14 protein-coding genes are annotated in these 14,189 nt (G+C 69.1%); 5 read left to right on the plus strand and 9 right to left on the minus strand.

The window, feature by feature from the left end; genetic code table 11:
- Positions 1-11 precede the first annotated feature (11 nt).
- On the minus strand, positions 12-659 hold the full coding sequence (locus O7610_RS03425) for a helix-turn-helix domain-containing protein (RefSeq protein WP_289212612.1): 648 nt from the start codon (positions 657-659) through the stop codon (positions 12-14).
- A gap of 166 nt (positions 660-825) precedes the next feature.
- Between O7610_RS03425 and O7610_RS03430 the strand changes: the two genes are divergently transcribed.
- Positions 826-1,683: a helix-turn-helix domain-containing protein gene (locus tag O7610_RS03430; protein WP_281554305.1), complete on the plus strand. Its 858-nt coding sequence runs from the start codon at positions 826-828 to the stop codon at positions 1,681-1,683.
- Complete coding sequence (locus O7610_RS03435; RefSeq protein WP_281554306.1) at positions 1,670-1,870, plus strand: DUF397 domain-containing protein; 201 nt, start codon at positions 1,670-1,672, stop codon at positions 1,868-1,870. Before O7610_RS03430 ends, O7610_RS03435 begins: the two co-directional genes overlap by 14 nt.
- 1 nt (position 1,871) lies before the next feature.
- Here O7610_RS03435 and O7610_RS03440 read toward each other — a convergent pair whose 3' ends face one another.
- Genes O7610_RS03440 through O7610_RS03460 form a run of 5 tightly spaced genes read right to left on the minus strand, consistent with a single transcriptional unit; the run spans position 1,872 to position 7,189 of the window.
- Positions 1,872-2,861, minus strand: a complete 990-nt coding sequence (locus tag O7610_RS03440) for an ABC transporter ATP-binding protein (RefSeq protein WP_421357035.1) — start codon at positions 2,859-2,861, stop codon at positions 1,872-1,874.
- Positions 2,854-3,876, minus strand: coding sequence for an ABC transporter ATP-binding protein (locus O7610_RS03445; protein ID WP_281554307.1), 1,023 nt, complete (start codon positions 3,874-3,876; stop codon positions 2,854-2,856). Before O7610_RS03445 ends, O7610_RS03440 begins: the two co-directional genes overlap by 8 nt.
- Positions 3,873-4,733, minus strand: a complete 861-nt coding sequence (locus tag O7610_RS03450; protein WP_281554308.1) for an ABC transporter permease — start codon at positions 4,731-4,733, stop codon at positions 3,873-3,875. Before O7610_RS03450 ends, O7610_RS03445 begins: the two co-directional genes overlap by 4 nt.
- On the minus strand, positions 4,730-5,674 hold the full coding sequence (locus O7610_RS03455; protein ID WP_281554309.1) for an ABC transporter permease: 945 nt from the start codon (positions 5,672-5,674) through the stop codon (positions 4,730-4,732). The genes O7610_RS03450 and O7610_RS03455 overlap by 4 nt, the downstream gene beginning before the upstream one ends.
- A 9-nt stretch (positions 5,675-5,683) precedes the next feature.
- Complete coding sequence (locus tag O7610_RS03460; RefSeq protein ID WP_475050338.1) at positions 5,684-7,189, minus strand: ABC transporter substrate-binding protein; 1,506 nt, start codon at positions 7,187-7,189, stop codon at positions 5,684-5,686.
- A 371-nt stretch (positions 7,190-7,560) separates the two neighbouring features.
- Here O7610_RS03460 and O7610_RS03465 point away from each other — a divergent pair, with 371 nt between their 5' ends.
- Both O7610_RS03465 and O7610_RS03470 read left to right on the plus strand, forming a co-directional pair.
- Positions 7,561-8,010, plus strand: a complete 450-nt coding sequence (locus tag O7610_RS03465; RefSeq protein WP_475050335.1) for a type II toxin-antitoxin system PemK/MazF family toxin — start codon at positions 7,561-7,563, stop codon at positions 8,008-8,010.
- A 135-nt stretch (positions 8,011-8,145) separates the two neighbouring features.
- Positions 8,146-9,375 carry a glycosyltransferase gene (locus O7610_RS03470; RefSeq protein ID WP_281554312.1) on the plus strand — a complete coding sequence of 410 codons (1,230 nt, stop codon included), beginning with the start codon at positions 8,146-8,148 and terminating at the stop codon, positions 9,373-9,375.
- A gap of 20 nt (positions 9,376-9,395) precedes the next feature.
- On the opposite strand, the gene O7610_RS03475 is transcribed toward O7610_RS03470, so the two are convergent.
- The gene (locus tag O7610_RS03475) at positions 9,396-10,046 is read right to left on the minus strand and encodes a DUF4360 domain-containing protein (protein ID WP_281554313.1); all 651 of its coding nucleotides are present in this window, start codon (positions 10,044-10,046) and stop codon (positions 9,396-9,398) included.
- 478 nt (positions 10,047-10,524) lie between these two features.
- On the opposite strand from O7610_RS03475, the gene O7610_RS03480 reads away from it, so the two are divergent.
- A complete protein-coding gene (locus O7610_RS03480) occupies positions 10,525-11,172 on the plus strand; it encodes a DUF4360 domain-containing protein (protein ID WP_281554314.1) in 648 nt (215 codons plus the stop codon).
- Between the two features lie 76 nt (positions 11,173-11,248).
- On the opposite strand, the gene O7610_RS03485 is transcribed toward O7610_RS03480, so the two are convergent.
- Positions 11,249-11,857 carry a hypothetical protein gene (locus tag O7610_RS03485; RefSeq protein ID WP_289212614.1) on the minus strand — a complete coding sequence of 203 codons (609 nt, stop codon included), beginning with the start codon at positions 11,855-11,857 and terminating at the stop codon, positions 11,249-11,251.
- A gap of 14 nt (positions 11,858-11,871) precedes the next feature.
- Positions 11,872-13,485, minus strand: coding sequence for a glycoside hydrolase domain-containing protein (locus O7610_RS03490; protein ID WP_289212615.1), 1,614 nt, complete (start codon positions 13,483-13,485; stop codon positions 11,872-11,874).
- Positions 13,486-14,189 lie beyond the last annotated feature (704 nt).

Raw genomic sequence — 14,189 nt, forward strand, 5'->3', positions numbered from 1 at the left:
GGCGAGTCACGCTACCCAACAGCAAACCCGCCAGCAAGACGTGAATGTTTACTCTTGGTGAAGCGGGTGCGGACATCCTGATCGGCGATCTTGAGTAGGTCGTCGAGAGCCGCCTGCATCGCCAGACTGGGCTGCGTGGGCTGCCTGTGGTCCTCCCACGCGGTGACGGTCGAAGTGGCGACGCGAATCCGTTCGGCGAACGCTTCGACGCTGAGCCGCAATGCCTCTCTCAACGCGAGAACTTCCTGCCTGCCCCATCGAGCGATCGTGAGCGCGCATTCACAGCCGGCTGAACTGGCCATCCATCCGTCAGCCGGATACGTCGGCGCGGCTGCCTGACGGCGTCGCAGTCTGTCCTGTTCGGCGGCCCACGTTCGATGTGCCCGGAGCGTGTTGACCAGGGTGTGGAGCTTGTCGAACGCATCCACCAGCGTTCCTCCGGCGCCAAGTTCGCGATCGGCTCGTTCCCAGAAGCTACGGGGTATTGATTCTCGGCCGATCTCTACATTAGCTACTGCACTTCGGGAGTAGGCGGTCCGCTTGGCGAGGGCAGCCTGGGTCATGCCGGCTGCCTTGCGCCAGTGAGCTAGTCGACGACCCAACGATTTTTGCACCTCGCGAATCTGTTCAGAAGTAACCGTCCCGAGGGCCGAGTCCATTTGATCACCTGTCTCGTCTGCCGAGAAATGCGTACGAGTGCGACCTGTCGCCGTTTTGCGTCGCGGCCTACTGTCCGATAGTGCGGCAGCATCGTACGATGTAGGCAAGTGTCAGGCCGCGATGCCTACGTGGACTCGCTGGTGGCGCATAAGGGAGGATCAACGCATGGCCGGTTTCACTCCACCGACGCCTCGGTCTCGCCGTCTCGGCAGGGAGCTGCGGCGACTACGCGAGGCACGCAGTCTCACGCAGGGAGACGCGGCCAAGCTGCTCAAGTGCTCGCAGCAGCGGATCGCCCGTATCGAGTCCGGCGACATCAAGCCGCGTCCGCGCGATGTGCTGGAGATCCTCGTCGCCTACGGCGTCCCACACGACGAAGAGCACGGGCTGGCGCTCCGTAACATGGCCGAGCAGGTGCGGGAACAGGGCTGGTGGCAGCGGCTCAACACGCTGCCGGCCCGCTACGCCACGTTCATCGCCTACGAGGCTGAGGCTACGGATCTTCGGCAGTTCCAGCCGACCCTCATCCCTGGGCTCATCCAGACCCGCGCGTACGCCGAATCGGTGATCCGCATCGGTCGGGAGACCGACCAAGAGGAGATCGTTCAGCGTGTCGAGGCGCGTCTCAAGCGTCAGGAGGTGCTGACGCTGCGCCAGCCGCCGCTTCGGCTGCAGGCGACCATCACGGAGCAGTCGTTGATGTTGGAGGTCGGCGACGTCAATCTTCGTCGCGAGCAACTGGACCACCTCATCAAGGTCTCCGCGCTACCCAACGTCACCGTGCAGGTCCTGACGCTCGCCGCCGGTGCCCACCTCGCCGTGCACGGTGGGTTCGAGGTCCTGACGTTCGTGGATGGTGATCCGCCTCTTGGCTACATTGAGACCCTGGCGGGAGAATTGTTCCTGGAGTCGCCAGAGGAGATTCGGCGGCTCACGGGCGTGTTCGATCACCTGCTCTCCCTGGCGCTGTCGCCCAGGGAGTCGATCCGATTGATTCAGGAGAAAAAGGATGGACTCGGTTAAGTGGTTCAAGTCCAGTCGATCCGGCAACAACGGGTCGTGTGTGGAGGTCGCTGACCTGGGCGGGAACGCTGTCGGGGTAAGGGACACCAAGGCCCGGGGGCAGGGGCCGATCCTGACGTTCACACAGGTTGAGTGGCAGGCGTTCATCGGTGGCGCGAAGCTCGGGGCGTTCGACTTGACCGACTGACTCAACCGCGACGCTCGTCGACGAGATGGCAGGCGGCCAGGTGACCGTCGCCGCGTACGGTCAGGGCCGGATCGTCGACGGCGCAGCGGTCGAACGCGGCCGGGCAGCGGGTCCGGAACCGGCAGCCGCTCGGCGGATCGGCGGGGGAGGGGACAGCGCCCTGCAGGATGATCCGCTGGCGGGAGCGTTCGGCGACCGGGTCCGGCACCGGCACCGCCGACAACAGCGCCCGGGTGTACGGGTGGGCCGCCCGGGTGAACAGGGTGGCCCGGTCGGCGATCTCGACGATCCGACCCAGGTACATCACCGCGATCCGGTCGCTGAGGTGCCCGACGGCGGCCAGGTCGTGGGCGACGAACAGGTACGCCAGCCCGAGCGAGTCGCGCAGGTCCTCCAGCAGGTTGATGATCTGCGCCTGGATCGACACGTCCAGGGCGGCGATCGGTTCGTCGGCGACGATCAGGTCCGGCTCCCCGGCCAGCGCACGGGCGATCCCGATGCGCTGGCGCTGCCCGCCGGAGAACTCGTGCGGATGCCGGTTGGCGTGGTCGGGGTCCAGGCCGACCAGTTCCAGCAGCTCACCGACCCGGTGCCGGCGGGCCGTCGCGCCCTTGTGCAGGCCGTGCACGTCCAACGGCTCGGCGATGATCGCACCGACCGACATCCGTGGGTCGAGTGAGGCGTACGGATCCTGAAAGATCATCGTCAGGTGCCGGCGCATCGCCCGCATCCGGCGCAGACCGAGCGCGGTCAGCTCGACGTCGCCCAGGGTGACCGTGCCGAAGGTGGGCTCGACCAGCCGCAGCACCGCCAGCCCGGTGGTGCTCTTGCCGCAGCCGGACTCGCCGACCAGGCCGAGGGTCTCGCCGGCGGCGATGTCGAAACTGACCCCGTCGACGGCCCGAATCGGCTGGGCCGACCGGCCCATGCCGCGCTGCGGAAAGTGCACCTGCAGGTCGGTCACCCGCAGCAGCGGCCCATGCTCAGCCATCCTGGCCTGCCGGTACGTCGTAGAAGCAGGCCACCCGGTGCCCGCCGGCGGCAACGGTACGCAGCGGCGGCACCTCGCTGGCCGCCCGCTCGTCGTGCCGGTAGCCGCAGCGCGGGTGGAACGCGCATCCGGGCGGCAACGCCGTCGGGTCCGGTGGCTGGCCGCCGATGGTCGCCAGCCGACGTGGCCGCTCGACGCCGACGCGCGGCACCGCCGACAGCAACCCGATGGTGTACGGGTGCCGGGGTGCGGCGTACAGGTTGTCGACGCCGGCCTCCTCCAGGATCCGGCCGGCGTACATCACCGCGACCCGGTCGGCGATGCCGGCCACCACCCCGAGATCGTGGGTGATCCACACGACGGCGAGCCCGAGCCGTTGCTGCAGCCCGGCGACGACGTCGAGGATCTGTGCCTGGGTGGTGACGTCCAGCGCGGTGGTCGCCTCGTCGGCGAGCAGCACCCGTGGCTCGCAGGCCAACGCCATGGCGATCATGACCCGTTGGCGCATGCCGCCGGAGAACTGGTGTGGGTAGTCGTCGAGCCGGCGGCGGGCGTCCGGCAGGCCGACCTGGTCGAGCAGGTCGGCCGCCCGGTCCCGGGCGGCGGCACCGGTGGCGTGGCCGTGCAGCACGATCGGCTCGACCAGCTGCGACCCGATGGTCTTTACCGGATTCAGCGACGTCATCGGGTCCTGGAAGACCATCGCGATCTGGTTGCCCCGGACCCGGCGCAACTGCCGTTCGTCGAGGGCCAGCAGGTCGGTGCCGTCCAGCAGGGCCTGCCCACCGACCCGGGCCGGCTCGTCGAGCAGCCCCATCACCGCCAGCGCGGCGACCGTCTTGCCGGAACCGGATTCGCCGACGATGGCGAGGGTCTCGCCGGCGTGCACGTCGTAGCTGACCCCATTGACCACCCGGGCGACGCCGCGTCGGGTGCCGATGCGCACCGTCAGGTCGCGTACCGACAGCACCGGGTCTCCGGTGGCCGGGGCGTCGCCCGTCGGGTCGCCGCTCATCCGCCCTGCCCTCTCGACTCGATGACGGAGCGCTGCCGTGGGTCGAGCGCGTCGCGCAGCCCGTCGCCGACCACGTTGAACGCCAACACGGTCAGCAGGATCGCCAGGCCGGGGAAGATGCCCATCCACGGGGCCAGGCTGACGAAGTCGCGGCCCTCGGCGAGCATCCGGCCCCAGGCCGGGTCGGGGCGCTGCACCCCGAGGCCGAGGAACGACAGTGCCGCCTCGGCCAGGATGGCGAAGGCCAGGCTCAGCGAGGTCTGCACGATCACCGGCGCGGCGATGTTCGGCAGCACGTGCCGGACGAGGATTCGCAGATCACCGGCACCGACGGCGCGGGCCGCCAGAACGTACAGCTGGGTGGTGGCGACCATGGTCGCGGCCCGCACGATCCGGGCGAAGATCGGGGTGTAGACGATGCCGATCGCGATCATCGCGTTGGTGATGCCGGGCCCGAGGATCGCCAGAACGGCGATGGCGAGCAGGATCGCCGGGAACGCGAACAGGACGTCCATGGTGCGCATCAGCACCGCGTCGGCCGCGCCCGCGTAGTAGCCGGCGACCAGGCCGATCGCCAACCCGGCGGCGAGCGAGATGCCGACCGCGACCATCCCCACCTGCAGCGACACCCGGGCACCGACCAGCACCCGGCTGAGCACGTCGCGGCCCAGGTTGTCGGTGCCGAACGGATGGGCGGGCGACGGTGCGGCCAACCGGCCGGGCACGTCGATGGCGTTCGGGTCGTACGGGGCCAGCCACGGACCGAACGCGGCGACCACGGCCAGCCCGGTGAGCACCAGCAGCCCGGCCAGTGCCAGCCGGTTGCCCAGCAGCAGGGTGAACAGTCGGCGGGTCACCGGTGGCGCACCCGGGGGTCGAGGTAGCTGTAGAGCAGGTCCACCAGGAAGTTGACGACGAGGAACATCAGCGCGACGGCCAGCACCGCGCCCTGCAACAGGCTGTAGTCGCGGCGCACCACCGCGTCGTACGCCAGCCGGCCCAGCCCCGGCCACTCGAAGATCACCTCGACGATGACGACGCCGCCGAGCAGGAAGCCGAGCTGCAGGCCGACTGCGGTGACGATCGGGATCCAGGCGTTGGGCAGCACGTGCCGGCGGACCGTCTGCCAGCGGGACAGCCCCTTGGCCCGGGCGGTACGCGCGTAGTCCTGGTGCAGCGCCTCCAGCACCGCCGAGCGGACGAACCGGGTCAGCACCGAGCCGGAGATCAGCCCGACGGTCAGCGCCGGCAGCACCAGGTGCCGCAGCGCCCGCACCGGATCGTCCAACGGCGACACGTAGCCCGACGCCGGCAGCCAGCCCAGCACCAGGGCGAAGAGCAGGATGTACATGATCCCGCTCCAGAAATCCGGCACCGAGACCCAGAGCTGGCTGAACGCGGTGGCGAGCCGGTCGATCAGCGATCCGGAGCGCATCGCCGAGACGATCCCCAGCGGCAGGGCGATCGCCAGCGCGACGGTCAGCGCGGCACCGGCGAGCAGGCTGGTCGGGCCGAGCCGGGCCAGCAGCAGCAGGGTCACCGGCTCACCGCTGCGGAAGCTGACCCCCAGGTCACCGGTGAGCGCCCGGCCCAGCCACCGGAAGTACTGGACGACGATCGGCTGGTCCAGCCCGGCCCGGGCCCGCATCGCCTGGTACAGGCTTTCGTCGAAGCGGGTGCCCAGGGCCAGCCGGATCGGGTCGCCGGGCACCAGATGCACGATGAGGAACACCGCGACGCTCACCCCGAGCATCGCGATCACCGCCTGCAGTGCCCGCCACAGCAGGAAGCGCGCCATCGCGCCGGCTCAGCCGCCGAGCCGTACGGTGCGCAGCCGGGTCTTGCCGTCGGGGTGCATCTCGACCCCGGACACCTGCGGCACCCAGGCCAGCGAGGCCTGTGGACTGTAGAGGTAGCCGTAGCTGACGTCGTCGATGATGAACCGGGCGGCCTGGTCGTACAGCGGCTTGCGGTCCGCGTCGGCGACGGTGGCCCGTGCCTGGTCGAGCAGCTGGTCCACCTGCGGGTTGGCGTACCCGTGGAAGTTGAACGAGCCGGTCGAGTGGTGCTGGCCGTAGTAGGCGTACTCGCCGTCGAGGTTGTTCAACCAGCCCAGGACGTAGCAGTCGTAGCTGCCGGCGCCCTGCTCGTCGAGCCAGCTGGCGAAGTCCAGGGTGCGGATCTCGACGTCGACGCCGACGTCGCCCCACTGGCTGGCGAGCACCTCGGCGGCCGCAAGAGTGTGTGGGAACTCGTTGGTGAGCATCAGGTCCATGCTCAGGTCGGTCACGCCGGCCTCGGCGAGCAGCTCGCGGGCCTGGTCCGGGTCGTAGCTGAACGGGGCGTAGTCGGTGGCCCAGAAGTTGCCCGGCGGCATCGCCGACTGCACCGGTGTGGCGGCGTCGAAGTACGCGGCCTGGGCGACCTGCTCCCGGTCGATGGCGAAGGACAGCGCCCGCCGCACGTCGATGTCGTCGAACGGCGCCCGGTCGAAGTTGCAGGTGAAGTACCAGTAGTCGTTGCTGGCCAGTTGGCCCAGCTCGACCGCCGGGTCGTCGCGCAGGGTGGCGACCTCCTGCGGCGGCACGTTGTTTGTCAGGTGCACCGCGCCGGTGCGCAGGTTGGTCAGCGCGGTCGTCGGCTCGGAGATGAACCGGAACTCGACCCGGTCGACGTGCGGTCCGTCGCCCCAGTAGTCCTGGTTGGCCTCCAGGATGATCCGGTCGCCGGGGGTGTAGCTGACGAACCGGAACGGCCCGGTGCCGATCGCGTTGGTGGTCAGCCCGTCACCGTCGATCAGCTCGGGTGCGACGATCGCCATCCCCTTGAACCCGCCGACGTTGGCCAGCAGGTTCGGCGTCGGCTGGGTGAGGACGAATTCGACGGTACGGTCGTCGACCGCGCGTACCTCGTCGACGGTTTCGAAGCGCCACGCGTTCGCGGCGGTCTCCGCGTCGGTGATCCGGTCGAAGCTGGCCACCACGTCGTCGGCGACGAACTCGCGTCCGTTGTGCCAGGTGACGCCCTCACGCAGGTGGAAGGTCCAGGTCAGCAGGTCGTCGCTGACCTCCCACTCGGTGGCCAGGGCGGGTTGGAAGCTGAGGTCGGGGGCCGGCTCGACGAGGGTGTCGTAGACGTTTTCCAGCACCAGGAACGTCGGTGAGGCGGTGGAGACGTGCACGTCCAGACTGTCGGGTTCACTGGAGATCGCCACGACCAGGGTGCCGGCTCCGTCGTCGGTCTCCAGGGATTCGCCGGTCGTGCAGGCGGCCAGCGTGAGCGCCGTGACGGCGGCGAGGCTCGTCGCGCGCACGGCAGACCGGGCGGTACGCGCGGATCGCCGCCGGTACGGGAACGCTGGGGAGGGATTCACCGTCTGTCTCCTACCTCGTTGTCGCCGTTACGGGCTTGACGGGCCGGGTTGCGTCGACGGGATGGTGCACGTCGGGGCTGGTGCACATCGCCAACTGCGTGGTGCCGCCTGATGATGCCGCGACTGGCTGCGGATCGGTGCACCGACCCTAGTCGATCGCTGCAGGGGTCACAACTCGATGACCGCAGGTGACTGCGTCCGCAGGTGACCGTGTCCGCAGGTGACCGTGGCCACGCCGGGCGGGCCGGTGGTAACAGGTAACGATAGGGTCGTCGGTCGTGGGAAGACTGTGGCAGGGCGTCACCGCGACCGTGGGCCGGCTGGCCGGTCAACGCGTACCGGCGCAACGGAGCCCGACACCGGCAAAGCTGGCCCGGCGCCGGCAGGTGGCCGCGTTGCAGCGCCGACAGCTGTCGTACGCACCCGAGCTGGACGGGCACGCCGATCCCGGCGAGATCGTCTGGACCTGGGTGTCGTACGAGGAGGACCCCCGGCAGGGCAAGGACCGCCCGGTCCTGGTGGTGGGCCGGCGCAGCCGTACCCTGTTCGGGCTGATGCTGTCCAGCCAGTCCGACCGCGACGGGCAGCGGCACTGGCTGTCGCTGGGCACCTGGGGTGACGACGGCCGGCCGAGTTGGATCCGGCTCGACCGGGTGCTCACCATGCGGGAGGACAGCATCCGGCGTGAGGGTGCCATCCTCGACCGGGGCCGGTTCGACCGGGTGTGCCAGGCGTTGCGGGCCGGTTACGGCTGGTCCTGACCGGGTCACCGCCCGCCGGTGGCCGGCGACGACGAAGATTGCCGTCGGGGACAGTTCGCCGACACGTCACGACAGCGTGCCCTGCCCGCCACCGGGCGGTTGCCATGCTGGCCGGATGGTGATGGTGACGGCATCATGAGGATCGTTCGGCTGGCGAATTTCATCACCGGCAGCTCCGGTGGGTTACGGACCGCGCTGCGGGAACTCGGCACCGGCTACCTGGCCGCCGGCCACGAGCCGGTGCTGGTGGTGCCGGGTGCGGCCGATGCGGACGAGGACACGGCACAGGGCCGGGTGATCACCGTCGCTGGTCCTGTGGTGCCCGGCACCGGCGGCTACCGGGTGCTGCTGGGCCGCTCCCGGGTACGCCGGTTGCTCGCCGAGCTCGCCCCGGATCGCCTGGAGGTCTCCGACCGCACCACGCTGCGGTGGACCGGGCAGTGGGCGCGGCGGCACGGCGTACCCGCGTTGATGGTCTCCCACGAGACGCTCGACGGCCTGTTGCGGTTGCCGTTCGGTGCCCGATCCGCCGGCCCGGCGAAGCAGACCGAGCGGATCGCCGATCGGCTCAACGCGGCGACCGCCGCCGCGTACGACCGGGTGGTGTGCACCACCGACTGGGCCGCGCGCGAGTTCGCCCGCATCGGGGCGGACAACCTGGTCCGGGTGCCGCTCGGTGTGGATCTCGACCAGTTCCATCCCCGTCGCTACGACGAGACGGTACGCGAGCAGTACACGCCCGACGGGGAACTGCTGGTGCTGCACTGCGCCCGGCTGTCCGCCGAGAAGTGCCCCGAGCGGGTCCTCGCGGCGCTGGCCGCGCTGCGCGACCGGGGCGTACCCGCCGTCGGGGTGATAGTCGGCACCGGCCCTCGTCAGGCGGGTCTGCGCGCACACGCCGTCGAGGCCGGGCTGACCGTGCACTTCGCCAACTACGTCGGCGACCGCGACGAGGTCGCCCGGCTGCTGGCCAGCGCCGACGTGGTGATCGCACCCGGGCCGGTGGAGACCTTCGGCCTGGCGGCCCTGGAGTCACTGGCCAGTGGCACCCCGGTGGTGGTCGCCGCGGAGAGCGCGCTACCGGAGGTGATCGGTGACGCCGGGCTGGCGGTGGCCGGCGGCGGGCAGGAGTACGCGGACGCGATCTGCGAACTGGCCGGCCGACCGGCGGCGGCGCGACGCCCGGCGGCCCGTCGCCGGGCGGAGGGCTTTCCCTGGTCGGCGGCGGTTGACGGCTTTCTCCGCGCGCACCGAGGCGGCGCTGGCGCTGACCAGTTCGCCGGCGCTGCTCGCTCCCGGTCCGAGTCCGGCACCGCGTGCGACAGCGCCGGGCGTGGGCATCGATCTGCCCGCGCCCGGCGCTGATCTGCCGGCGGATCAGGTGGTCAGCACCTGACCCAGTCCAGGTTGAACAGGGTGTCGACGTTGCCCTCGGTCGTGATCATCGACATGCTGGCCTGGCCGCTGGAGGTGCCTGCGTCCACTCGCAGCTCGGTGTTGATGTTCAGCACCCGCTGTTGCCCACAGGGGACGTACACCAGCACCGGTGCGTGATCCGCGGTGGCCCAGAAGCCGTTGTATGGTCCGCCGAACGTGGCGTCGGTACGGCTGTTGTCGGACGAGCCCTGCCAGTAGTAGTTCGTCCGCTGTCGGCCGGTCGCCCCACTGGGGATCCGGGCCCGACCTCGGTAGTCCGCGGTGGCGACCGCGAAGGTCCAGCCCGCCGGCACCTTGACGAGCACGCCGAGCTGGCAGTTCTTCCGGCTGTCCGTCGGGTCGGCCCCGTCACCGACGGTAGCGAGGAAATCGTAGTAGCGGATCCGGAAGCCGGTGTTGTCGGAGTTGGCGACGACCCTGGCCGTGCCGGGCGCGCAGCCTGAACCACTGGCGGCCACCACCTCCACGGTGATGTCGCTGTCCGGCACGGCACTCGGCGTCGCCGGGGAGGCATGGGCCGGAGCGGTCAGGGTCAGCGCGAGAACCATGCCGAGTGCGGCGAACATTCCGTGTCTCGCGCCGGTGAGGCTTCTTTTCATTCCGTTCCCCTCGGGGCTCAGGTTATGACGGCTGGGGCACACACGACTTTGCAGAACAACCGGGCCGTGGATCTTTGTCTGCTGGACCCGTGGATCATGGTGGATTGGGTCCAGAGTGTTTCGGCCAGGCGTCCTGCGAAAGGATGATAGCGATGAGCGTCGATTCATGCAAGCATCTTCCAACGTCGATATGTTGATATTGATTCCGCCCAGGTCGCACGTGGTGGGCCCGTTTGGGTGGGATCAACTAGTCAGTCATTGGAGGCAAATTGATCGACCTCTAGGCATGTTATGGGTGGTTTGCCTGCCTTGCGTGGTCGCTGCCTACTCCGTCTGTTCGGTTGGCGGGTTGGCGGCGAGATGGCGTACGATCAATTTCTGGAACCACTCCGAGCAATTGAATTTACGTTGACAACGATCAATGCTGTACGTAGATTGTTGCGCACGCATCGTCGCATCACCCTACGGAGGAGGTTTCATGCGCAAACTGCTGACGCGTGGCGGCGTGGTGCTTGCATTGCTCGCCTCATCTTTGATCTCGGGTGCACCCGCGTCCGCCAAGGGGATCCTGGATGACCCACCGGACGACCACGTCGTGATCGATCTCGTCGCGATGGCGGGTTCCGGTTGTCGACCAGGTACCGCCGACGTCGCCGTCTCGCCGGACAACACCGCCTTCACCACCATCTACAGCGACTACCTGGTACAGGCGGGTCCGGGTATCTCGGTCACCGACGGTCGCCGGAACTGCCAGCTCAACGTGCTGGTGCACGCGCCGGCGGGCTACACCTTCGCGATCGTGAAGGTGGACTACCGTGGCTACGGGCTGCTCAGCCCAGGTGCCATCGCCACGCAGCGGGCCAACTACTACTTCCAGGGAATGACTCAGGGCACCTTCAGCAGCCATCCGATTCCGGCTCCGCTGGACGACAACTGGATGGTGAGCGACGAGGTGCCGATCGCCTCCGTGGTCTGGCATCCGTGTGGCGAGATCCGCAACCTCAACATCAACACCGAGTTGCGCCTGAGCAAGGGATCGTCGACGGACGTCAGCTTCCTGACCATGGACTCGACGGACGGCAGCATCGAGACGATGTACCACCTGGCCTGGCAGCCCTGCCCGTGAACTGACTGACCCCTACCGGAGGACAGAGGGTGGCCGGCACGACCGGCCACCCTCGGCCGGGCGTGTCGGCGCCGGCCTACCCGGCGACGACCGTTGGTGTCCGGCGCGGCACATGGACGCCGGATCCCAGCCGGGCGGCTACCCGGGTCAGGGCCCGGTCACCGGGTCGGGCCGTGATGTGAAAGTGCGAGGAGGTCACCGGCGACAGGTCACCACCCCAGGCCACGGTGCCCTCGCAGTCGGCGAGAATGTCCCGCACGACCGCCTCCTGATGCGGCCACAGTGGCTCGCTACCGCCCAGTGGATAGGCGGTCGGGTGCAGGGCGATCGCGGTGCCGGAGAGATAGTTGGACTCGAAGGCGATGTGTTCCGCGCGGTCGGCAACGTAACCGGCGACGCCGCCGCCTTCGCCGGTGTCGACCGGGCCGATCTCGTAGTGCCAGCGGCGGGCGACGTGCAGCAGCACCACGGCGGTGGGGCCGTGACGCAACGCCACCGAGGCGGTGGAACCCTCGATCCGGTGGACACCGATGGTGGCCGGATCGATCCGCCAGCCGGTTGCGGATACCTCGTGGATTCCGTTCCGCGCCTCGGCCGCACCGGTCGCGCGGGCGGCGCCAGTGGGCGTCAGGGCGAGCACACCGGTGCCGACAGCGCCGCCGAGCAGGATACGTCTGGTGATCATCTCGGGCTCCTCACTCACTGGCCAGCTACGAGCGCGGCGACACCCGGATCGGCTCCGTCCCGCCAGACGTCGTGGTCCAGCCCCCAGCCGGGCGCGAACTCGTACTCCCGGATCTGGTTGAACGACCAGTTCGCCGGCAGCGGGAAGCCGAGATTGCCGGAGTAGCCCCAGGACATCCCGGAAACCAGCGACCACCGGGCGCCGACCTCCTGCGAGACGCGGCTGCAGACGTTGCGCGAGCCGTAGACTCCGAACTGGTAGTGGCCGCCCAACTCGGCGAGCGCCGCCTTCACCCCTTGGAAGTACGGCTTGACTCCGCTGTCGATGTCGACGTCCAGAGCGTCGAAGTCGACGGCGAAGTAGATGCAGGTACCGGCGGGAATCCGGTGCGCTACGGCCTTTTGATGGGCGATCCGCCCCTGGTCGTACCCCTTCGGGTAGGTGAAGTTGACCAGCTGGGTGCCGTTGTACTGGAAGATCGGGAAGAACCGTAGCCCGGCGTCCAGGATGGTCTGCGGCTCGCCGGGCTTGAGTGCCTTGTCCAGAAAGTACGGGTCCGACGGTGGCAGATGCTCGTCGAGGTACCGCCCGACGATCCGGTAGCCGGCCGCGACGAGCTGTGCGCCACGGGCCGCGGTGATCTCGGTGATGCAGTCGCAGCCGGTGGCGGGCCGGCCGGTGTCGCCGCAGGAGACGAGCAGCTGGGCCCAGGTGGTGTAGTCGTTGGTGCCGCTCTCGGGGATCTGCGAGAAACGCTGGAAGGCGCGCAGCCACGCCAGGTGGGTGGCGGTCTCCACGTCGGTGTCGATGTCCTGCGGCTGGTACGCCAGCGGCAGCTGCGGGTCGCCCGGCAGCATGGTCGGTGAGTTGGCGTAGCAGGCCGACCGGAACAGGTGCCGCAGGTCGCCGGTGAGTGGGCCGGAGCCGACGCCACGCAGCCCGGCCTGGGTGCCCGGCCCGAAGTTGCCGTTGATCGAGCCCAGCGGGATGCCGACCTCGTACTGGATGGCCATCATCAGCCCTTGCTGCACGTCCCGGGAGTAGAACCCGTCGCAGGGCACCAGGCTCATCGCCGGGATGCCGACGCCGGCCACGTAGCGTGAGTTCAACCGCTGCTGGATGCCCCGGATGACGCTGTCACCCTGCGGCACCAGACGGAACTGGTCCATCCGCAGCATCGCCCGCGCGACGTGCGGCCACATCGCCCGACGGGCCGACAGACTGGCGTACGCGAGCCCGGCGTCGGTGTAGAGCTGACTGAACGAGCCCTCCGAATCGGTGGTCCAGACTCCTTGATCGGTGGCGGCCCAGTAGCCCTTGCACCACAGCGCGGCGTTGTAGATGCGGACCAGGTTGGTGTTGGTCTCCTCGGCCGGCAGCCGGTTGCGGGTGCGGACCGCGGCGAAAGTGCCGGGCCCGAAGTTCTGCACCGTCGGCGAGATACCGAGCTCGTACTGCAGCCCCTGGGTCAGCGACAGCACGGTCGGCCAGCCGGTGCGACCGTCCTCCGGGCAACTGAGGTATCCCGGCGCGCCGGCATAGGTGGCGTTGACCCACTGCTGGGCCGCGAGTACGTGGCTGTCCGCCAAGCTGGTCCGTGGCGTGCCGGAATCGACCATTTCAGACATCCCCCGTGTTGTCGTCCGATGGAGAGGACGATACGGCGCACCGACCGGGTTGTAAATTGTCTGTCGTCGATCAACATGTCGGCCGGACGTGAGCTGAGGGGAAGGTCCCCGGGTCCTGCTGCGGGTACCGTCCCAGCGTGCCCAGGACACGCCTCGACCTCGACCGGATTCACGCCGCACGCCGGGTGATCGACCCCGTGTTCCTCGATACGCCGATGTACCGGTGCGACGCGTTGGGACGCCGGCTCGGCTGGCGAGCCGTCAGCCGCACTCGGCGTCGCCGCCGTGCTCGAGGACCGCGACCGCTTTGCTGGGCGGCGCGTCGTGGCGGTCGTCTGCGGCGGCAACGTCGATCTGGGCGCCTATCACCGCTGGGTCTACCGGTGACCGACCCAGACCGGTCCGGGCATGGCGAGGCCCGGAGAGCTGTCCTGTCTCCGGGCCTCTGGGCTGCCGCCCATTTGCTGCCGTCAGCACATTTAAAAGGGACAGATCACTCTTCATGACGCCGGGTTTTGCCCTTAAACTACCGCGCCGCGTTGGAGGCGCGAGCTGGATTCGAACCAGCATCCAGCTGTCCCTGTCCGTCCCTTCTCGACCTGACGACCGGCGGCGAATGCTGAGCGTGGAGCGAGAGCCTGAATGTGTGGCGGCTGCCTCTGCCAGTTGGGCCACCCCGGTGTGGATGGTGCCGGGGGCGGGAC

The organism is Solwaraspora sp. WMMA2065, from assembly GCF_030345075.1.
Classification (GTDB): Bacteria; Actinomycetota; Actinomycetes; order Mycobacteriales; family Micromonosporaceae; genus Micromonospora_E.

What these genes read in the sequence shown, in the direction of transcription:
- O7610_RS03425 (WP_289212612.1), bottom strand. Translation starts at nt 659, where the DNA reads ATGGACTCGGCCCTCGGGACGGTTACTTCTGAACAGATTCGCGAGGTG.
- O7610_RS03430 (WP_281554305.1), top strand. Translation starts at nt 826, where the DNA reads ATGGCCGGTTTCACTCCACCGACGCCTCGGTCTCGCCGTCTCGGCAGG.
- O7610_RS03435 (WP_281554306.1), top strand. Translation starts at nt 1,670, where the DNA reads ATGGACTCGGTTAAGTGGTTCAAGTCCAGTCGATCCGGCAACAACGGG.
- O7610_RS03440 (WP_421357035.1), bottom strand. Translation starts at nt 2,861, where the DNA reads ATGGCTGAGCATGGGCCGCTGCTGCGGGTGACCGACCTGCAGGTGCAC.
- O7610_RS03445 (WP_281554307.1), bottom strand. Translation starts at nt 3,876, where the DNA reads ATGAGCGGCGACCCGACGGGCGACGCCCCGGCCACCGGAGACCCGGTG.
- O7610_RS03455 (WP_281554309.1), bottom strand. Translation starts at nt 5,674, where the DNA reads ATGGCGCGCTTCCTGCTGTGGCGGGCACTGCAGGCGGTGATCGCGATG.
- O7610_RS03470 (WP_281554312.1), top strand. Translation starts at nt 8,146, where the DNA reads ATGAGGATCGTTCGGCTGGCGAATTTCATCACCGGCAGCTCCGGTGGG.
- O7610_RS03475 (WP_281554313.1), bottom strand. Translation starts at nt 10,046, where the DNA reads ATGAAAAGAAGCCTCACCGGCGCGAGACACGGAATGTTCGCCGCACTC.
- O7610_RS03480 (WP_281554314.1), top strand. Translation starts at nt 10,525, where the DNA reads ATGCGCAAACTGCTGACGCGTGGCGGCGTGGTGCTTGCATTGCTCGCC.
- O7610_RS03485 (WP_289212614.1), bottom strand. Translation starts at nt 11,857, where the DNA reads ATGATCACCAGACGTATCCTGCTCGGCGGCGCTGTCGGCACCGGTGTG.
- O7610_RS03490 (WP_289212615.1), bottom strand. Translation starts at nt 13,485, where the DNA reads ATGTCTGAAATGGTCGATTCCGGCACGCCACGGACCAGCTTGGCGGAC.